Origin of the sequence: Facilibium subflavum (assembly GCF_003574485.1) — a bacterium.
Taxonomy (GTDB): Bacteria; Pseudomonadota; Gammaproteobacteria; order Francisellales; family Francisellaceae; genus Facilibium; species Facilibium subflavum.
Genome location: NZ_QLIT01000048.1, coordinates 25835 through 46455 on the forward strand (window position 1 = coordinate 25835; position 20621 = coordinate 46455).

Consider the following 20621-nt stretch of genomic DNA (forward strand, 5'->3'; position numbering starts at 1 on the left):
GCATACCATAGTTTATACCACGCATGAATGATTTGGCGGAGAAAATGGATGAATAAACACTTGGTTGATATCAATCAGTTAACAAAAGATGATTTAAATAGACTATTGGGTTTGGCTGAAAAAGCAAAACAAGGTGAGTTAGACAATACGTTAAATGATAAAATCATTGCCAGTTGCTTTTTTGAAGCATCAACGAGAACCCGTTTATCATTTGAAACCGCCATTCACCGTTTAGGTGCAAAGATTATCGGCTTTTCTGATAGTCGTAATACTTCATTTGGACAAAAAGGGGAGAGTTTAGCAGATACCATCTATATGCTAAATGCGTATGCCGATGCAATTATAATGCGTCATCCTGAACCACAAAGTGCATTAAAAGCCACAAAGATTTCACAAATTCCTGTGATTAATGCTGGTGATGGTGCCAACCAGCACCCAACACAAACGCTACTGGATTTATATACCATCCAACAAAAATTTAAAAGGATTGATGGTTTGAAAATTGCGATGGTTGGTGATTTAAAATACGGTCGTACCGTGCATTCTTTATCTTATGCATTAACACAATATAATGATATTACCATTTATTATGTTGCACCTGATCAATTACAAATACCACCAGATATCATTGATCAATTAAAGCAAAAAAATATACAGATTAATTTTGAACAATCACTTGAAGCGGCGTTGCCTTTTGTTGATGTCTGTTATATGACACGCTTACAAAAAGAGCGTTTTACCGATGAGATACATGACTTTGGCTATGTATTGACAAAGGCTTTACTGATGAGATATGCACAAAAGCACTTAATTGTTATGCATCCACTGCCACGGGTTGGTGAGATTTGTGAATCGGTAGATCAAACAGAACATGCCTGGTATTTCAAACAGGCAAAAAATGGTGTGTATATGCGCCAGGCTTTGTTATATAGCTTACTTCATGCTTAAAGTGCATTCACAAGCAAACACAGGTTGCAAATCTTTGGCAATTCTTTAAGCTAAAGCTTACATGCTTTTATGGGATTAAAACACGGATGAAAAAAATTCATTACCCAAAAGAAATTGCACGCTCAACGATGTATGGTGGTGTGACAGGTGTGCTTGTTGGTTGTGTCGGTGCATTGTTTCAGCTATGTATTCATTGGATTGATGCAGGCCAACAAGCTGCCTTTAATGCACTTTATGATCATTTATTTTTAAAATGTCTGTTGGCAGTAGTCTTATCAACTACCTTTTTAGTGTTATCCTTACTTATTGTTCGTAAGCTTGTACCAGAAACTGCAGGCAGTGGTGTGCAGGAAATCGAAGGGGTTTTGGAAAACAAAAGACAGTTAAATGGCTGGCGTGTATTACCGGCAAAATTTATCGGTGGTGTGCTGTCTTTGTCAAGTGGTTTGGTATTAGGAAGAGAAGGACCAACGATTCAGATGGGGGGTGCAATTGGCCAATGGGTGAAAAATATATTCCGCCTGGATGAGCAGCATGCACATATTTTAATTGCAGCTGGTGCAGGTGCGGGATTGGCGGCGGCATTTGATGCACCCTTGGCAGGTATCTTATTTGTGATCGAAGAGATGCGCCAGCAATTTAAATATAGTTTTCGCTCGATGCAAACGGTTATTATTGCCTGTGTTGTTGCCGATATTTTCTTACAGATGATTTTACAAAGTGGTGGTTATAATATTCGTCAGATGATGGATATTGATATGACAACCTATAAGGCTGTGCCATTATCAAGCTTATGGCTATTTATTTTATTTGGCGCCATTTTTGGCGCATTAGGGGTTTTATTTAATAAATATCTTATTCGATCGTTGAATTTTTTTGCCAGAAAAAATAATAAAATATTTTGGCGATGGATTGTTGTTATCGGTGTGGCAACAGGGCTTTTAATGGTCTTTTTCCCGCAGGTTGTCGGTGGGGGATATAAGGTGATGCCTGAAGCATTACATGGCAATATCACATTGGCTATCTTGATCATGCTTTTTGTATTACGCTTTGCGACAACGTTAATCAGTTATGGTACAGGGGTGCCAGGCGGAATTTTTGCCCCCATGCTTGCATTGGGGACAATTTTTGGTATGTTTTTTGGTACATTGGCAAATTTTCTATTCCCAGAGTTAATTCCAAATCCGCAAGTGTTTGCAGTAGCGGGCATGAGTGCTTTATTTACTGCTACGGTTAGCGCGCCGTTAACTGGTATCGTGCTGGTGGTAGAGATGACGATGAACTATGCCTTAATTCTTCCATTAATATTAACGTGCTTTAGTGCCACAATTGCAGCTATTTTTATGGGTGGAAGCCCTATCTACAGCACACTTTTATCAAGAACACTGGTGCTTGCAAAGCGTAAAAAACTCTATTTATTTGGGATAAGAAAATAGCCTGTTGCAGCTGATTATAGCTTTCTAAGATCACGGATTTAACTTTAATATTTCGTTTGAAATCAGATGTGATATAGTTAAATGAAGTATCGTGATAATAACAAACCCATGCGTAGCCATATTGAACAAAAAAAACGAATTATCATTAAAATAGGCTCAGCCTTATTGGTTGATGCTGGTTATCAATTAAATGAAACCTGGCTTAATGCATTGGCTTATGATGTTGCTTCTTTAAAAGAAAAAGGGATTGAAGTTATTATTGTTTCTTCTGGTTCAGTTGCTTTAGGACGTCAGATTTTACGTTGTACGAATCGAAAGTGTACATTAGCTGAAAAGCAAGCTGCAGCAAGTATTGGGCAGATTCAACTGGCTAACGCCTATAAGCGGATATTTTATGATTATAAAATGAATGTGGCACAGGTTTTATTGAGTATTGATGACAGTGAAACAAGGCATCGTTATATCAATGCGCAAAATACATTACAAACGCTGTTGAAGTTTAATGTTGTGCCGATTATTAATGAAAATGACACGGTAGCAACGACTGAAATCAGCTATGGTGATAATGATCGCTTGGCAGCACGGGTGGCACAGATGGTTGAGGCTGATTTATTAATTCTTTTATCAGATATTGATGGGCTTTATAGTGCAAATCCTCACTTTGAGAAAACGGCGAAGTTTATCCCAATTGTTGATAAAATTGATGCAGATATTCGTTCAATGGCAGGACAAAGCCACACAAAAATTAGCTCTGGTGGCATGATAACAAAGATTATGGCTGCAGAAATCGCCACAAAAAATGGCTGTGATATGATTTTATGTCGTGGCAATATCCAAAACCCGATAGCCCATCTTTTAAAACAGGAGCGATATACGCTTTTTAAGGCGCAGCCTTTAACACAAAATGCCAAAAAGCGCTGGTTGGCTCATCATTTGCAGCATCAAGGACAGATTGTTGTTGATGCTGGAACCGTTGAGGCGCTGTTGCTTGGTAATAGTCTGCTTGCTGCCGGTGTAACCGCCTGTGATGGTATGTTTAAAAAAGGCGATATTGTCAATATTTGTGATCAAAACAGGCAGGTTATTGCCGTTGGTATGGTGAATTTTAGTCAGGAAACGCTTGATAAAATAAAAGGCAAAACGCGCCAGCAGATTGAAATGTATTTAAATAATAAAAATGTAAAAGCCGTTGTGCATCGAAATGATATGGTAGTGGTATAAACATGAAAACAGTACAAGAGAAGATTCAACAACAATGTCGTTTGGTCAAAGAAAATGCAAAATACTTCGCAGTAAGCACTGATGATGTAAGAAACAAGGTATTAAAAGCAATGGCAGAAGCATTGCTTAGACATAAAAAAGCCATTTTATATGCCAACCATGAAGATATCAAAAATGCGCATAAGAAAGGCTTATCGCTGGCAATGATCGACCGATTATCGTTGGATGAGATCGGTATTGAGAAAATGGCGGCAGGATTGATTGAGATTTCAAAACAGCCTGATCCATTGAATAAGATACTATCACACACAACCCGCCCAAGTGGACTTGATATTAAAGCAATCAGTGTTCCACTTGGGGTGATTGCGGTAATTTATGAGTCAAGGCCAAATGTGACAGTAGATGCGGCAGGACTTTGTTTAAAATCTGGCAATGGGGTGCTCTTGCGTGGTGGTTCAGAATGTTTACATTCTAACAGGGCGATTATGGCGGCATTACATGAGGGACTTTTAGCGGCTGGTATGCCCACTGAGGCTATTGAAATGGTCGCGGTACAAGAAAGACAAGCGATTGATTATCTGGTGCAGCAGGATCGTTATATCGATGTAATTGTCCCTCGTGGTGGTAAAGCTTTAATCGAGCATTTAACCAAACACAGCAAAATTCCTTTATTCAAACACTTGGATGGTATTTGTCATAGCTATATTCATCAAGATGCCGATATCGATAAAGCAGTTGATGTTTGTGTTAACGCAAAAATGCGCCGTGTGTCAATTTGTGGTGCAACAGAAACCATTTTGATAGATAAAAAAATTATCAATATACATTTGCCAAAATTATTAGCAGCGTTGCAGGCACAAGGTTGCGCGCTTTATCTGGATAGTTTTTTGTATCAGATCTTCTCTGAAGATTTCACTTGTGAAAAGGCCTGTGAACAGGATTGGTCAACAGAGTATCTAGATGCGATCGTTTCAATAAAATCGGTTAATGGTATTCAAGAAGCAATCGATCATATTAACAAGTACGGCTCTCATCACACCGATGCCATTATCACAGAAGACCAAAGTGCTGCTGAGCTGTTTTTTCAAGAAATAGATAGCGCAGTTGTCATGCATAATACTTCAACACAGTTCTCTGATGGTGGGGAGTTTGGTATGGGTGCTGAGATTGGTATTTCAACGGGAAAACTCCACGCCAGAGGGCCTGTTGGGGTTCAGCAGCTGACAACTTTTAAATATTGTGTCACAAGTGATGGTTCAACGCGTAATTAGCTGTTTTTGCTTTACCAGTTAAGTCAAGAAATACTGTAAAATGGTTTATGGGTGGTATATAATGTTGCCTATTGATTGACAAAGGTAAGATACATGCAGATTGTTGAAGAAATTCAGTCAAAAGCATTGGCTGAGCTTGAAAAAACACAGAATAAACAGGATTTAGATCAAATACGAATACAATATTTAGGTAAAAAAGGGGAGCTGACAGGTTTAATGAAGTTGTTAGCGACTTTACCTAATGAGGAAAAACCAAAACTTGGGCAAGCCGTCAACATAGCAAAAAACACCCTTCAACAAGCCATTAATAGTAAGCTTGAGAATCTAGACTCTGCAGAATTGGCGCAAAAGCTACAAGCAGAAAAAATCGATATTACGTTATCAGGTGTCGGTCAGCAGCCAGGTGCATTGCACCCAATTAGCACAAGTCTTCAACGGATTGAGTCATTTTTTATGAAGATGGGGTTTGCAACTGAGTATGGCCCAGAGGTTGAAGATGATTATCATAATTTTGAAGCATTGAATATTCCCGATCATCATCCAGCGCGCGCCATGCATGATACCTTTTATTTTAACCCAAATGCAGTGTTAAGAACACATACTTCCGGTGTGCAGATTCGCACCATGGAAAACCAATCACCACCGATTCGTATGATTGCACCAGGGCGTGTATATCGTTGTGATTCTGATATTACACATACGCCAATGTTTCATCAGGTGGAAGGTTTGTGGATTGATGAGCAAGCATCATTTGCGGATTTAAAAGGGTTGCTAAAAGCTTTCTTAAGCGCTTTTTTTGAGAAAGACTTAAAGATGCGTTTTCGTCCTTCTTATTTCCCCTTCACAGAGCCTTCTGCAGAGGCAGATATGGAATGTGTGATGTGTGATGGGAAAGGATGTCGCGTGTGTAAAGAAACCGGATGGTTAGAGGTTCTAGGTTGTGGGATGGTACATCCTAATGTATTAAAAGCAGGTGGTATTGACGCACAAAAGTACCAGGGTTTTGCTTTTGGTATGGGCGTTGAGCGTTTGGCAATGTTACGTTATGGTATTAATGATTTACGTTTGTTTTTTGAAAATGATCTGCGTTTTTTGCAACAGTTTAAATAAAATACATGGCAGATAAATTATCGTTTGTATCTTTAGAAAAATAGAAATAGATGAAATTAAGGATTTAAAATAATGAAGTTTAGCCAAAAGTGGTTGGATTGTTTTTTAGATGAAACATTAGAAACAAAGGCACTGGCAGAGAAATTAACGCTTGCTGGCGTAGAAGTTGATGCGATTGATGCGGTAAGCCAACCATTTCAAGGTGTTGTTGTTGGCCAGATTATTACGATAAAAAAACATCCAGATGCGGATAAATTAAATATTTGTGAAGTTGATGTTAACCAAGAGAATTTATTGACAATTGTCTGTGGTGCTTCGAATATTTATGAAGGAATGAAAGCGCCTGTTGCTTTGATTGGTGCGGTACTTCCAGGTGATTTTAAAATCAAAAAAAGCAAGCTTCGTGGCCAGGAATCTTTTGGCATGCTGTGCTCGGCAAAGGAGCTGACAATCGCTGAGGATGCTGAAGGGTTGCTTGAGCTGCCTGAAGAAGCACCTGTTGGTGCTGATATTCGCGAGTATTTAGCGCTTGATGATGTTAGCATTGAAGTGGATTTAACGCCTAATCGAGCGGATTGTTTAAGTGTTTATGGGATTGCCAGGGAAGTATCGGCTTTAACGGGGATTCATTTAAAACCATTAGAAATCATACCGCAGCCTTTTGTTACTGAAAAGACAAAGAAAATCACCTTGCAGGCAACAAAAGCCTGTCCGCAGTATTATGGACGTTTAATAGAAAATATTAACCTTGATGCTAAAACACCTTTATGGATGCAAGAACGCCTGCGCCGAAGCGGGCTTCGACCGGTGTCTGTGATCGTGGATATTACCAATTATGTATTGTTAGAACTTGGTCAGCCAATGCATGCTTTTGATGCAGATAAATTAGGTGATGAGATTTATATCCGCTTTGCTAAAGAAGCTGAAGAAATTGTTTTGCTTGATGAAACAAAGGTGACGCTTTTAGAGGGTACACTTGTTATTGCAGATGAGCATAAGCCCCAAGCTATTGCTGGTGTAATGGGTGGTTTAGATTCTTGTGTGGATAATAATACAAAAAATATTTTTTTAGAAAGTGCTTATTTTGCACCTGAATATGTTGCGGGGAAAGCCAGAAAATATGGTTTGCATACGGATTCATCTCATCGTTATGAACGTGGCGTTGATCCAATGCTTGCCAAACAGGCTATTGAATATGCAACAGCACTGATTACTGATATTGCAGGAGGTAAACCAGCAAAAGTATCGATGGCATCCGATTTTACTTTTAATCCACCAAAGGTTAATCTGTCTTTATCCCGTGTTAATCGAATTTTGGGTGTCAGCCTTGATGAGGCATTTGTCGAAAAAACATTGACACGTTTAAACATGAATTGGCATAAGTTATCTCAAAGTAGTTGGCAGGTAACCCCACCTAGCTATCGTTTTGATATTGCAATTGAAGAAGATCTGATTGAGGAAGTAGGGCGCTTATATGGGTATCAAAACTTGCCTGTAAGTATGCCAAAAATGCAATTAACAGCGCAAACAGTAAAAGAAGGTGTTGCAGAGTCTCGATTGAAAACAGCACTTATCGATCGCGGATTTTATGAAACAATTCATTATAGTTTTATCGAGCCAAAACTTGATGCGTTTTTCTTTGATCAAAAAGGTCTTATGTTGCAAAATCCTATTTCTCAAGACATGTCCGTTATGCGACAAAGCCTGATACCAGGATTGCTATTGAGCTTTAAATCAAATTTAAACCGCCAGCAGCCACGTATTCGCTTGTTTGAAACCGGCGTTTGCTTTCATCCAAATAAGCAAGGTAGTTATAATGAGACGCAGAAAATAGCAGGTCTTGCTTTTGGTGCATTAACGCCATTGAACTGGCAAGATAAAAAAGCAAGTGATTTTTATACGGTTAAATCAGATGTTGAAGCTTTGTTGTCTTTAACACAGAAGCCTTATCATTTTGGGGTTTGTGATGACATAAAATGGTTACACCCTGGCCAGTCAGCTTATATTTATCAAGGTAATCAAAGCGTAGGACTTATTGGTGTTTTACATCCTTCTGTATTAAAATTAATGCAAATTAAAGCAAAAGCGCCAATTGTTTTTGAGATGGATGCGGCAGTGCTTTTAGATAAAAAAGTCTCAAGCTTTCAACCAATATCGAAATACCCATCAGTTGTTCGTGACCTTGCCATTACGGTGAATCAAGAGATTCCAGCTCAAAGCATTATTGATACAATTCATCATGCAGGTATCAGTATGCTCAAACAGGTTGATACTTTTGATGTCTATACGGGGCAGAATATTGCAGAAGATCAAAAGAGTATTGCATTAAGCTTAAGCTTTCAGGCAGATACACATACCTTAACGGATGATGAAATCACAAAAATGACAGGGCAGATTATCGAGTTGTTATCAACAACATATAACGCAACGCTTAGAGCTTAGGCACTATGATGAAGACATTGACAAAGAAGGATTTGGTCAATGCAGTGTCACAGGGTATGGCGATGGACACTGCTGGCGCAAATCACTGTGTTGAGCAGTTTTTTGCAACCTTGACAGCGCTTTTGTCAACAGGGCATCACATACGTTTGAAGAACTTTGGCAAGTTTGAAATTCAACAAAAATCACCTAGACTTGGAAGAAACCCCAAAACAAAAGAAACCGTTCAAATTCCGGCGTTAACAAGGGTAGCATTTAAACCGAGCGATGCGTTAAAAAAACGGCTGAACCAGCCATAAATACGCTACTTCGTGTTTATTAAGTGATAATAAAACTTACAAGTGTACTGCACTAAAGGTATAAGTTGTGTAAGGTGGGTAGATGTGATGAAAAAAATAATACTAATTATTCTTTGCTGTTACAGTTGTCTTTTTTATGCTGTGGGCGTTTTTGCGGCATCTGACAAAATCAGTGAAGAAGAAATTGAGAAACTCTCACGCAGTATCCAGCTTGTTAAACAAATGTATGTTGAAGAGTTGTCGGATAAGGAAATTTTTGAGGCAGCAATCGATGGAATGTTGCAATCATTGGATCCACATTCAGAATACTTAAGCAAAAATGATTTGGTAGATTTAGAGCTATCGACAACAGGAAAATTTGCAGGGCTTGGGATGCATGTAACCAAAAGCGATGATGTGATTAAAGTTATCTCCGCTATTGATAACACCCCAGCATATAAGGCAGGCATTCAACCTGGCGATTTGATTATTAAAATTGATGACCATGTGGTCTCAGGAATGACGCTTGATGAGGCTGTTTCTCATATGCGTGGCGAGACTGGGACAAAAGTAAAACTCACAATTTTGCGTGCAAAAGTTGCAAAGCCAATCCAACTAACCTTGGCACGCGAGACTATTATCGTTGATTCTGTATCAGCAAAACTACTTGAGGATAACTATGGTTATATTCGTATCAGCCAATTTCAAAAAGACACTGCAAAAGATGTTAAAAATCAAATTGATCAATTGCAGGTTAAAAATAAAATACCATTAAAGGGGCTTGTGCTGGATTTACGGAACAATCCTGGTGGTCTGTTAGAAGCAGCCGTTGGTGTGAGTGATATTTTCTTAGAAAACCCACTTTCGGTTAAGCACAAAATTGTTGATATTAAGTCACGTACGCCTGAGGAGTCATTAACCAGTTATGTCATCACAAAGGATTATAGTAATAAACTGCCTTTGGTTGTGCTTGTTAATATGGGTTCTGCATCTGCTTCTGAAATTGTTGCCGGTGCGCTGCAGGATCACAGACGAGCAATTATCGTTGGTGAGAAAACATTTGGTAAAGGCTCTGTGCAAACGGTGATCCCTGTTTCTAGAGATACGGCAATAAAGCTTACAACAGCACGTTATTACACGCCAAAAGGTCGCAGTATACAAGGCCAGGGCATTATTCCAGATATTATTATAAAACAAAAGCAGTTCATCCAGGATGAAGAAGGTCGTGAAAAAGAAATGGTGATGTTTGAAGAATCAAGTTATTCAAACGCGTTGAGTGATAATAATACGGCTGATAATTTTAGCCAAAAGCTTAAGTCATATAAAAAGCGTTATCAAGATGACGATGCATTATACCTAAAAGATTACCAACTATTTCAGGCGTTGAAAATATTAAAAGCAGTCAGTCTAACAAAAAATCAAGAATAAGACTTTTCAGTATCCGATTTCATGCTACAATAAGCCCCTTGGTGAGATTAGTATCGTTCATACATGTCGTTATTAGAAAAATATTTCAAATTCTCTGAGAATAGCACAACCTGGCGCACAGAAATTATTGCAGGTATAACTACTTTTTTGGCTGTGCTTTATATTATTGTTGTCAATGCAAAGATTCTGTCACAAACCGGAATGCCTGAGGCAGCTTTAGTAACAAGCACGGTCGTTATTTCAGCATTTTCATCAATTGCGATGGGTATTTATGCAAGAAACCCCTATGCATTAGCACCAGCAATGGGTATGAATGTATTTTTTACCTATACGATTGTTAAAGCCTGGGGAATCCCCTGGCAGACGGCATTAGGGGCGGTTTTTTGGTCTGGGGTGATTTTTGTTTTTCTGGCAATTTTTAACATACGCACCAAAATACTGGCTGGGATTCCCAATGCCGTTAAGCATGGTATTGGTGCTGGTATTGGGATATTCATTGCCTTGGTTGGCTTTTATAATGCCGGGTTTATTCATCAATCACCTTCAGGACTTTTAGAGGTAACCGCGCTATCCGAGCAAACCTTTGTTTTTATCAGCTGCTTTTTCATCTTATCAATTTTAATGGCTTTAAAATTTCGTGGTGCAATGTTGATCACCATTGTTATTGGTTGCTTGATCTCTTTACCATTTGGTCATTTGTTCGGTAATTTCGCATTAATTCATGTCCCCGAACATTTAATCGCATTGCCTGATTTTTCTTTATTCTTTGCGATTGATTGGTTGGGCAGCTTAAAAGTAGCTTTACTGCCTGCAATTTTTACTTTTTTATTTATCAATATTTTTGACAGTACCGGTGTGTTATTAGGACTTGCCCATACCTGTAACTGGTTTGATGATAAAGGGCAGCCAATTCGGATTAAACAATCTTTATTAGTTGATTCAGTGGCAGCTTCCTTATCTGGTGTTATCGGTAACACGCCAACGGCAATTTTTGTAGAATCAGCAACCGGTATTGCAGCAGGTGGACGCACTGGTGTTGTTGCTGTTATTGTTGGGCTCTTGTTTTTGCCATTTTTATTTTTATCACCCTTGGTGATAATGGTCCCATTATTCGTTGTTGCACCTGCGCTTGTAATGGTCGGGTGTTTGATGATGTCATCCATTCAGTATGTAAAATGGAATGACTTGACTCAGGCAATTCCTGCTTTTGTGACGATTGTGCTGATGCCGCTGACTCTATCGATTTCAGAAGGGATTGTATGGGGTATGGTTTCATGGTTTTTAATTACTTTATTTCATGATCGCAGGCAATTAAGTGTGATGTCGTGTATGATTACTTTTTGCTGTTTTTTGATAATGTTAAGTTCCTTGAAAGTTATTTAGTTTAATTATATTGGGGTGAGATTGTTATGTTTGAAGTAATAAAGCGCTATTTTGGTTTTGATCAGTACCAGACAAATTACCGTACTGAAACGATTGCAGGTATAACTGTTTTTTTAGCAATGCTTTATATTATCGTTGTCAATGCGAAAATTCTCTCGCAAACTGGAATGCCTGAGGCGGCTTTAGTAACAAGCACGGTGATTATTTCAGCATTTTCATCAATCGCGATGGGTATTTATGCAAGAAACCCCTATGCACTAGCACCAGCAATGGGCATGAATGTATTTTTTACCTATACGATTGTCAAAGCCTGGGGAATCCCCTGGCAAACGGCGTTAGGGGCGGTTTTTTGGTCTGGGGTGATTTTTGTTTTTCTGGCAATTTTTAACGTACGCACCAAAATATTGGCTGGGATTCCCAATGCCGTTAAGCATGGTATTGGTGCTGGTATTGGAATATTCATTGCCTTGGTTGGCTTTTATAATGCAGGATTTATTCACCAAGCGCCTTCAGGACTTTTGGAGATAACACCTTTAAGCGAATCAACATTTGTGTTTTTACTTTGTTTTGTCATTCTAACGGCGCTTTTTGCATTGCGCATTAAAGCTGCGATCTTGCTAATGATTGTTATTGGCTGTGTTATTGCTTTGCCATTTGGACGCTTATGGGGGGAAAGTACACTATTAATCATACCTAAACACTTTTTTGCGTTACCTGATTTTTCACTTTTTTTTGCAATAGACTGGCTTGGCAGCCTGAAAATTTCTTTGCTGCCAGCGATTTTTACCTTTTTATTCATTAATATCTTTGATAGTACAGGAACGCTTATTGGTCTGGCGCAAGCAGGAGATTGGTTTGATGATAAAGGCCAGCCGATACGCATAAAGCAGTCTTTAATTGTTGATTCAATTGCGGCGACTTTTTCAGGTATCTGTGGTAGTTCACCGGCTTCTGTATATGTGGAATCAGCAACAGGTATGGCTGCAGGTGGTAAAACAGGCTTTGTTGCGGTTGTGGTAGGGCTGTTATTCTTACCTTTCTTATTTTTAGCGCCATTAGTGCAAATGATTCCAATGTTTGTGGTGGCGCCAGCACTTGTTGTTGTCGGCAGTTTTATGATGTGCTCGGTTAAGCATATTGACTGGAGTGATGCAACCGATGCCTTACCCGCTTTTATTACGATTGTATTGATGCCACTGACACTGTCAATTTCTGAGGGAATTGTGTGGGGAATGTTAACCTGGTTTATTGCTGCCTTGTTTCAAGATAGGCAGAAAATCACCTGGATGTGAGTGGTGATTACGGTTTGTTGCTTTTTAATCATTTTAATGTCATTGAAAGTCATTTGATCATTAAAGTGCAGGTAAGATGTGCGAGCAATTCAGATTACATAAAATCTAACGAGGTGATATTAACGTCAATACCATTTCGTTTTGCCTGGCGCAGCCAGTAATTGGATTGAAACATATCAACCGGAACACCAATACCTTTTTTGTACATATAGGCAAGGTATATCTGTGCTTCTGGATAATCGTTTCTAGCAGCCTTTTGAATCCAGTAAAAACCCACTGCAGAGTTGGCTTGAACACCGACACCCTGGAAATACATAAGACCCAGTTTAAATTGAGCCTCAGCATATCCTGTTGCAGCAGAGTATTGAATATAATTAACTGCTTTTGTCATGTTGCTACCTTGGCTTCCATTTTGCGAGAATTGTACCCCTTTTATAAAAGCTTCCTTGGGCGTAAGGTGAGCAATTGGTGCTTGCTTGATCTGGCAGTTTTCACCTTCGCAGGTATTTTTTTTAGCTGTTTTTGTGGTCAGTGTTGATTGAGAGGCAACGACTTCTTTGGCGGCTTTGGTTTGTTGTGGGTAAAGCATAAAGATGCCAAATGCGGTAATCACAAGCATAAATAATACGCTTATGGTTAAAAAGGAGGGTTTTCTCAATCTAAAACGCATTGTGCTTTATACCTTTGTATTTTAAATATTTAAATGACTAGCGTTACGGTGTAATTGTTCACAGGCAAATAGTGTATTTTCAAGCAAGGTTGCAATCGTCATAGGGCCCACGCCACCTGGCACTGGCGTGATATAGGCTGCTTTATCTTTCACGCTGTCAAAATCTACATCACCAACAATCTTACCATTATCTAATCGATTAATACCAACGTCAATAACAGTTACGCCTTGCTTTAAGTCTTTACCATGAATGAAATTAGGTTTGCCAACGGCTGCAACAACAATATCTGCACGCTGAAGGTGTTCAGTCAGATCATATGTGTGTCGGTGACAAGCGGTTACGGTAACCCCAGCCAGCAAAAGCTCTAATAACATGGGCCTGCCAACGATATTTGATGCACCGACAATAACAGCATGCTTGCCTTTGAGATCACCCAATGTATTTTCCAACAGTGTCATAATGCCTTTTGGTGTGCAAGGTCGTAATAAAGGGTTGCGCTGTAACAGTTTGCCAACATTATAAGGATGAAAGCCATCAACATCTTTATCGGGTGTTATTGCTTCAAGTACCTTTTCTGTATCAATATGTGCAGGTAATGGCAGTTGTACTAGGATACCATCAATTGTTGCATCTTTATTTAATTGATCGATTAAAGCAAGAAGTTCGTCATTGCTGATAGAGGTCTCTAAATCATAGTTTCTGGACACAAAACCCACATCTTCGCACGCTTTTCGTTTATTATGAACATAAATCATTGATGCAGGATCATTGCCAACGATAATAACTGCCAATCCTGGTACACGCTGGTTTTGCTGTTTACGTAAGTTTACTTTTTGTTTGATTAATGCTCTTAATTGCTTGGCTTGTGACTTCCCATCAATGATTTTGCTCATTTTGGTTCCTTTAAAACCCATTGCTCTGGGTTGCTATTATATTGATACAATGGGTTATTGACAAAGGGTTTTTGTTGCTTTAAGGCAAGGAGGATTTCTTTTGCCCAATCTTGCTTTCAGTGCCTGATAATAGGCGTTTGATGTTTTCTTGATGGCGGATAATAACAAGTATTGCAATAATAATAAAAGGGGCTGCACTGTATACACCATAAAAAATTATGGTACACAAAGTGGTAATAATGGTTGCAATAAGCGCGGACAAAGAGGAGTAACGGGTTAAAAAGGCTAAAACAAGCCAGCTGATAACAAATATTGCACCAATAAGCCAGTTATAGCCAAATAAAACACCGATTAAGGTTGCCACCCCTTTGCCGCCTTTAAAGCCAAAAAAGACGGGAAATATATGCCCAAGGATTGCAAAAAGCGCAACCGTGGCAATTTGTATTTCTGTTAAACCAAAAAAATGTGCACCAAGTACGGGGATAAAACCCTTTAAGGCATCACCTAATAGCGTAATAATCGCGGCTTTTTTACCACCTAAACGTAATACATTGGTCGCACCTGGGTTGCCTGAACCTATGGTTCTTGGTGAAGGCAGCCGCAGCACAAAGCAGGTCAAAATAGCGCAGTTAATTGAGCCAAAAAGGTAAGCTATGATTAACAACAAGACAAATGTAAGCATTGATTTTATCCATGATTATGTTTTTTATTTTGATGAGTTTCCAGGCTTTGTTTATAGATGTCAAGTGAATATTAAGGCGTGCGCATATGCTAGGACTATTTACAATAAACCTGCTGATTCAGCGGTATAAACTAAAGAGATGTCATTTTTAGAAAATATCGGTACAATAATCGAAGTTATAAGTAGAACACAAAATAAAAGCACAGAAAATGACAAAGCGTTGCTTAATTATAAAAACCTCATCATTGGGGGATGTTATTCATATGCTGCCGGCGATAACACAAGCCAAACAAAAGCGACCAGATATTGTTTTTGACTGGGTGGTGGAGGCATCATTTGATGAAATTCCTCGCTGGCATAAAGCGATAGATGAGGTTATTCCGGTTGAAATAAGAAAGTGGCGTAAACATATTATTAAACATTACCGCGACATTCGTCAGTTTAAAAAGCGTTTAAAAGCCCAACATTATGATTATGTGATTGATGCGCAAGGATTGATAAAAAGTGCCTGGATTGCTTTTTTAGCAAAAGGTGTAAGCTATGGTCTTGATAAGAAAAGTGCACGAGAACCCATATCACGTTTTTTCTACCGACATAAAGTACATGTGCCAAAAGGCTTGCATGCAGTTGACCGTTTGCAGTTATTATTGGCAAGTGTATTAGACTATAAGCCTGAGCTTGAACATATAGATTATGGTATTCAGTATCAATGGCATATGAATCAGTGTCAAAACCAGGTGATTTTTTTGCATGGAACTACCTGGCCAAGCAAGCATTGGTGCTTGTCGCATTGGCAGGCCTTGGCAAAATTATTTTCAGATCAAGGTGTAAAAGTATTATTACCATGGGGTAATGATAAAGAATATGAACAGGCATGTAAAATAGCCGATAGACTGGAACATGTTATTGTACTACCAAAATTAAATCTGACGGAATTAGCAAAATATTTTGTTCAAAGTAAAGCAGTGATTGCTGTCGATACTGGGTTATCGCATTTAGCAGCCGCCTGTCATGTTCCGACACTTTGTATTTATGGATCAACCTCTGCTAAGCTTACAGGTGCAAAAGGTGGGCGCGTTATTCATGTATCATCAAAGCTTACTTGCTCACCTTGTTTGAAAAAAGTATGCCCAATTACAAAAGAGGCTTTTGCCCCATGCCAAGTATCAGTTAGCGCACAGAATGTCTATGATCGTATAAACCAAATGTGGCAGCAAATTGATTTTCCTGATGCATTATAAATTGTATTACAGCATCTTTTTTGTTAAAAATTTTTAAAAGCGCAATAGCACAGGTGTCAGATGAAAAAATATATATCGATTTTATTTTTGGGGTTTGCAATGATCTCAAGTGTTGCATTTTCAAGCACAACAGATGATACAAATAACAAACCAGAAGAAGCACAAGCGTGTAAAGCTGATAGTTATGATTGTCAGGGTAATTGGGATCTTTTCAAAAAAGGAGTGATAGATGCCTCAACTGCGACAAAAAATGCAGCGGTAGATGCCGGCAAAAAAGTAAGTGATTATAGTCAAAAAGCATGGGATAAAACAAAAGCAGCAAGCAAGGAAGGCTGGGAAGATACAAAGCGCTTTGTAAATGAAACCAAACAAAATATTCAACAACACTTCTCAGACGACAGTACGCAAGAAAATCAGGAAAAATCAAGTCAAGGCAGCGAAAAATAGTGAATAAAATTGTGCTGTAATAGCTGGTAATTTATGTATGAAAGCACTAACCTTAAAGGTAGGTAATATAAGAATAAATAATATTTCTTATGTTATATTTGTTCACAATGACAATGATGGAGGACCTAAGTTATGTCAATTCAAATCACAGGCCGTCATTTGGAAATTACAAATGCATTAAAAAGCTATGTTGAAGATAAACTAAGTAAATTAAATAATCATTTTGATCACATTATAGCCACAAGAGTCATTCTATCGGTAGAAAGAGAAAAGCAGATGGCTGAAGCAGTTGTGAATGTTCCAGGCAATGAATTTGTTGCCAAAGCAGATGGCCGTGATATGTATGCCGCTATTGACATGCTAAAAGATAAACTTGATGCACAGGTGAGAAAACATAAGCAAAAGCTAAAGGAACATCGTGCAGAACGTCCTGCAGAGCAGTTAGCAGAGGCGGAAGAAAACTATCAAGAGGCTGTTTTTGAGCAAGAGCATCCTGAAAACCAAGAAATATCTTCTTAAATATGATCAATTAAATTTTATCCATGAGCTTTCTATCTCCTTTTATTTCTAAAGATCGTACGGTAAATAAAGCTTCTTTAAAAAGTCAGAAGCGGATTTTTGAAGTATTGAGTAATTTATTGCATACACCTGATGATGAAATCAGCAGTGATTTGATTTATCAAAAACTTTTTGATCGAGAAAGAATTGGTAGTACGGCAATTGGCAAAGGTGTCGCCGTGCCACATTGCCGAATTGCTGGCATTATGGTAACACGTTTAGCGATTTTAACACTTGATGTGCCTATTGAATATGAGATGACAAATGAGCCTGTGGATATATTTATTGCGGCCATTTTCCCTGAAAGTGTTAAAGATGTTCATATTGCTTTTATGGGGGAGCTTGTCAAGTTTCTGAAGAAAAAGGGGACGTTAACGAATATCCGTCAAGCGCAATCAAATGAACAATTATATCAATTGTTTTTATCCGCTTCAGATGTTACCCCTTAAATTTATTACCATTCATGCCAACTTCGTTGCCAGAAAAAATCGTGGTGTATTGATTTTTGGTGCGCCCGGTGTTGGCAAATCCCATTTAAGCCACGTACTGGTGCAGAAGCATGGCTATCATTTAATTGCCGATGATTTAGTGCTGTTACGTCATCAAAAAAAAGGTATCCTTGGTGAACTACCCAATGCGGATTACCTTGGTTTGTTGCATCTTAAAGAAAAGGGTTTTGTAAAGGTTACACAGGCAAGCTCCAGGCATGCGATTACTGATGTCATAGAAATTGGTAATCAGATAGGGAACATGGATCAGATAAAATTATTAAACCAGAATTTTTTGGTGCCCACATTCATCTGGCAAGTGGCGCTACAATACTGTCTTAAAATATAGGGATTCACGAATAGCTCTTGTGTGGATTCCCACCAAAAAAATAACGTATAAGTCAAACATTTACTATGATGAAGTTTTTAGTTACCCAGTAGATTTCTTTTTCTATGATGGTGACTTACCTGGTATCCAAGCATAAGTCAGAAAGTTTGTCATCGAAATTTCATTAAAATAATAAAAAACAGGGTGGACTTTTTCATAGCATTCAGTATAATTGCCTTGTCTGATGATAATAGCAAGTTGGTACCACCTGATTCCATGCCGAACTCAGAAGTGAAACAACTTAGCGCCGATGATAGTATGGTTATTTGCCATGTGAAAGTAGGTCATCATCAGGCATTTTCCATTCCCCATTTTTTATCGAGTAAATATATTGAATTTCATTTACTATCAAAATATCTATAACATGTGCTAGCTAAAGCATTCAGTTGGGCAGGTAGTTTATAAAAAATAACAAAAGCCATAAAACCCGTTCTTTGTTTTGCTTTTTGTGCTAGTATTTCAGCTAGTTGAAGACAGTAAACATAAAAAGGCCAACATGTATCGTCCGCTGCCACTTTTTATTGGTCTGCGCTATTTGCGTGCAAAGAAAAAAAATCAGTTTATATCCATTATCTCTGGTATTTCATTTGTCGGTATTGCGTTGGGCGTTGCCGTGCTAATAACGGTAATGTCTGTGATGAATGGCTTTGATGAGCAGATTAAAGACCGCATTTTAATGATGGTGCCGCCAGTTAAAGTTTACCAGGCTGGTGGAAAATTATATGATTGGCAGGCGCTTTCCCAGCACTTACAAGAAAAAGATAAAAGGATTACGGGAGCAGCCCCCATTATTGAAGGCCAGGCCTTGTTATCCATGGGTGGCAGTAATGCCTTTGCTGCGATTCAAGGTATCGATCCCAAATATGAAGATAGTGTTGTACCTGTTGGCCAGCATATGGTTGAAGGCAGGCTTTCACAGCTTAAAACAGGAGAATTTAATATTGTTTTGGGTAAATATCTGGCACAATCCTTAGGGGTTAAGGTTGGCGATAAAATTACCGTGATCATTCCTCAGGCAAATTTGACACCCGCAGGTCTTATGCCAAGATTAAAGCAATTTAAAGTATCCGGTATCTTTTCGGTGAGTTACCAATATGATAGTTATTATGCGCTGATTAACATTAATGATGCGGCAAAGCTTTTTCAGATGGGTGATTCAGTGACAGCTTTACAGCTGGGGGTTAAGGATATCTATCAAGCGCCTTTTTTAAAAGAGACCTTAAATACCCAGCTATTACCAAGCTTTTATGTTGCACGTGACTGGACAGATGAAAATAAGAGTTTTTTCCAGGCGCTACAGATGGAAAAAACGATGATGTTTTTTATTTTGTTGTTAATTATTGCAGTGGCAATTTTTAACCTCTTATCATCGCTTGTCATGGTTGTTACCGATAAGCGTGCAGATATTGCAATCTTGCGAACTTTGGGCATGTCATCGCGCCAGATTATTATGACTTTTATTATTCAAGGTCTTGCCATTGGTATTATTGGTATATTAATAGGGGTTGGACTTGGGGTTTTACTGTCATTAAATGCCACTGAAATCGTTAACTGGATTCAAAACGTATTTGGTGTGCAGTTTTTAAGCCCAAGTGTTTATCAGATTGATTTCATTCCATCAAAGCTTGATTATCTAGATGTTATCAAGGTCGGCATTGCGGCATTGACATTAAGCTTTTTGGCAACTTTATATCCTGCCTGGAGTGCTTCACGTGTTCAACCAGTAGAGGCGTTACGTTATGAGTAAAGAGATTGTACTTGCTTGCCAATCATTATCTAAAACCTACCAGGATGGTAAGCAAAAAATCAATGTTATTCATGATATTAATCTGCAGGTGGTTAAAGGTCAGAAAGTCGCTATTTTAGGTCAATCAGGCTCAGGTAAAACAACGCTTTTAAATCTTTTAGGCGGCTTGGATAAACCAACAACAGGAAAGGTCTATTTAAGCGACTGCCGATTTGATCATCTATCGGCAAATAAGCGCGCATTAATGCGTAATAAACATTTAGGGTTTATTTATCAACTGCATCATTTATTGCCTGAGTTTAGTGCGCTTGACAATGTTTTACTGCCTTTAATGATGCGAGAGGGTGTGAATAAAGCTCAGGCTGTAAAAAGAGCCAGGGAAATGCTTGATATCGTTGGACTTTGTCATCGAATGGATCATAAACCGGCAACGCTTTCAGGTGGTGAGCGCCAGCGTGTTGCTATTGCCAGAGCTTTGGTTACCCAGCCAAGCTGTGTGCTTGCAGATGAGCCAACAGGAAACCTTGATGCACATAATTCCGAGAATATATTAAAACTTATTAACACATTGAGTGATCAGTTTGCTATAAGCTTTGTTGTCGTCACACATGATTATGCCTTTGCAAAACAGATGGATCATATTTATGAAATTGAAGATGGGCATCTGATCGATAGGCCAGGTCTTTATTAAAGGCGGTGA

Annotated in this window: 20 protein-coding genes and 1 rRNA gene; 18 read left to right on the forward strand and 3 right to left on the reverse strand. The window is 38.6% G+C overall.

The genetic code is table 11. The annotated features are described in order from the left end of the window. Positions 1 to 48 precede the first annotated feature (48 nt). From pyrB to DNK84_RS03860, 10 genes are all read left to right on the forward strand, one after another. Positions 49 to 948 (forward strand): aspartate carbamoyltransferase, encoded by a 900-nt coding sequence (gene pyrB, locus DNK84_RS03815; protein ID WP_119343245.1) that lies wholly within the window; start codon positions 49 to 51, stop codon positions 946 to 948. Positions 949 to 1034: 86 nt separating this feature from the next. Beyond that, positions 1035 to 2384, forward strand: coding sequence for a H(+)/Cl(-) exchange transporter ClcA (gene clcA, locus DNK84_RS03820; RefSeq protein WP_119343246.1), 1350 nt, complete (start codon positions 1035 to 1037; stop codon positions 2382 to 2384). A gap of 81 nt (positions 2385 to 2465) precedes the next feature. After that, positions 2466 to 3605 (forward strand): glutamate 5-kinase, encoded by a 1140-nt coding sequence (gene proB / locus DNK84_RS03825; protein WP_119343247.1) that lies wholly within the window; start codon positions 2466 to 2468, stop codon positions 3603 to 3605. 2 nt (positions 3606 to 3607) lie between these two features. Beyond that, positions 3608 to 4876 carry a glutamate-5-semialdehyde dehydrogenase gene (locus tag DNK84_RS03830; RefSeq protein WP_235826814.1) on the forward strand — a complete coding sequence of 423 codons (1269 nt, stop codon included), beginning with the start codon at positions 3608 to 3610 and terminating at the stop codon, positions 4874 to 4876. A gap of 93 nt (positions 4877 to 4969) precedes the next feature. After that, positions 4970 to 5986 carry a phenylalanine--tRNA ligase subunit alpha gene (gene pheS, locus DNK84_RS03835; RefSeq protein ID WP_119343249.1) on the forward strand — a complete coding sequence of 339 codons (1017 nt, stop codon included), beginning with the start codon at positions 4970 to 4972 and terminating at the stop codon, positions 5984 to 5986. 72 nt (positions 5987 to 6058) lie between these two features. After that, entirely contained in the window at positions 6059 to 8428 is a 2370-nt protein-coding gene (gene pheT, locus DNK84_RS03840; RefSeq protein WP_119343250.1) for a phenylalanine--tRNA ligase subunit beta, read from the forward strand. Between the two features lie 8 nt (positions 8429 to 8436). Beyond that, positions 8437 to 8724, forward strand: coding sequence for an HU family DNA-binding protein (locus DNK84_RS03845; RefSeq protein ID WP_162902202.1), 288 nt, complete (start codon positions 8437 to 8439; stop codon positions 8722 to 8724). A gap of 87 nt (positions 8725 to 8811) precedes the next feature. Further along, a complete protein-coding gene (locus DNK84_RS03850; protein WP_119343252.1) occupies positions 8812 to 10131 on the forward strand; it encodes a S41 family peptidase in 1320 nt (439 codons plus the stop codon). 63 nt (positions 10132 to 10194) lie between these two features. Further along, on the forward strand, positions 10195 to 11514 hold the full coding sequence (locus DNK84_RS03855) for an NCS2 family permease (RefSeq protein WP_235826815.1): 1320 nt from the start codon (positions 10195 to 10197) through the stop codon (positions 11512 to 11514). Positions 11515 to 11540: 26 nt separating this feature from the next. After that, positions 11541 to 12806, forward strand: coding sequence for an NCS2 family permease (locus tag DNK84_RS03860; RefSeq protein WP_119343253.1), 1266 nt, complete (start codon positions 11541 to 11543; stop codon positions 12804 to 12806). A gap of 94 nt (positions 12807 to 12900) precedes the next feature. Here DNK84_RS03860 and DNK84_RS03865 read toward each other — a convergent pair whose 3' ends face one another. The 3 genes from DNK84_RS03865 to plsY all read right to left on the reverse strand — a co-directional run bounded on the left by DNK84_RS03865 (position 12901) and on the right by plsY (position 15052). Next, a complete protein-coding gene (locus DNK84_RS03865; protein WP_119343254.1) occupies positions 12901 to 13476 on the reverse strand; it encodes a tetratricopeptide repeat protein in 576 nt (191 codons plus the stop codon). A gap of 21 nt (positions 13477 to 13497) precedes the next feature. Further along, positions 13498 to 14370: a bifunctional methylenetetrahydrofolate dehydrogenase/methenyltetrahydrofolate cyclohydrolase FolD gene (gene folD / locus DNK84_RS03870; protein ID WP_119343255.1), complete on the reverse strand. Its 873-nt coding sequence runs from the start codon at positions 14368 to 14370 to the stop codon at positions 13498 to 13500. A gap of 79 nt (positions 14371 to 14449) precedes the next feature. After that, a complete protein-coding gene (gene plsY, locus DNK84_RS03875) occupies positions 14450 to 15052 on the reverse strand; it encodes a glycerol-3-phosphate 1-O-acyltransferase PlsY (RefSeq protein ID WP_119343256.1) in 603 nt (200 codons plus the stop codon). 209 nt (positions 15053 to 15261) lie between these two features. Here plsY and waaC point away from each other — a divergent pair, with 209 nt between their 5' ends. The 8 genes from waaC (at position 15262) to DNK84_RS03915 (ending at position 20612) form a co-directional block, all read left to right on the forward strand. Beyond that, a complete protein-coding gene (gene waaC, locus DNK84_RS03880) occupies positions 15262 to 16293 on the forward strand; it encodes a lipopolysaccharide heptosyltransferase I (RefSeq protein ID WP_119343257.1) in 1032 nt (343 codons plus the stop codon). 60 nt (positions 16294 to 16353) lie between these two features. Further along, a complete protein-coding gene (locus DNK84_RS03885) occupies positions 16354 to 16740 on the forward strand; it encodes a hypothetical protein (RefSeq protein ID WP_119343258.1) in 387 nt (128 codons plus the stop codon). Positions 16741 to 16872: 132 nt separating this feature from the next. Continuing rightward, the gene (hpf, locus tag DNK84_RS03890) at positions 16873 to 17259 is read left to right on the forward strand and encodes a ribosome hibernation-promoting factor, HPF/YfiA family (protein WP_119343259.1); all 387 of its coding nucleotides are present in this window, start codon (positions 16873 to 16875) and stop codon (positions 17257 to 17259) included. Positions 17260 to 17282: 23 nt separating this feature from the next. Further along, complete coding sequence (locus DNK84_RS03895) at positions 17283 to 17747, forward strand: PTS sugar transporter subunit IIA (RefSeq protein WP_119343260.1); 465 nt, start codon at positions 17283 to 17285, stop codon at positions 17745 to 17747. Further along, positions 17734 to 18135 (forward strand): phosphoenolpyruvate carboxykinase (ATP), encoded by a 402-nt coding sequence (locus DNK84_RS03900; protein ID WP_162902203.1) that lies wholly within the window; start codon positions 17734 to 17736, stop codon positions 18133 to 18135. Before DNK84_RS03895 ends, DNK84_RS03900 begins: the two co-directional genes overlap by 14 nt. A gap of 219 nt (positions 18136 to 18354) precedes the next feature. After that, a 5S ribosomal RNA gene (gene rrf / locus DNK84_RS03905) occupies positions 18355 to 18470 on the forward strand. A 200-nt stretch (positions 18471 to 18670) separates the two neighbouring features. Beyond that, the gene (locus DNK84_RS03910) at positions 18671 to 19921 is read left to right on the forward strand and encodes a lipoprotein-releasing ABC transporter permease subunit (protein WP_119343262.1); all 1251 of its coding nucleotides are present in this window, start codon (positions 18671 to 18673) and stop codon (positions 19919 to 19921) included. Beyond that, positions 19914 to 20612, forward strand: a complete 699-nt coding sequence (locus DNK84_RS03915; RefSeq protein WP_119343263.1) for an ABC transporter ATP-binding protein — start codon at positions 19914 to 19916, stop codon at positions 20610 to 20612. Before DNK84_RS03910 ends, DNK84_RS03915 begins: the two co-directional genes overlap by 8 nt. The last annotated feature ends 9 nt before the right edge of the window (positions 20613 to 20621 follow it).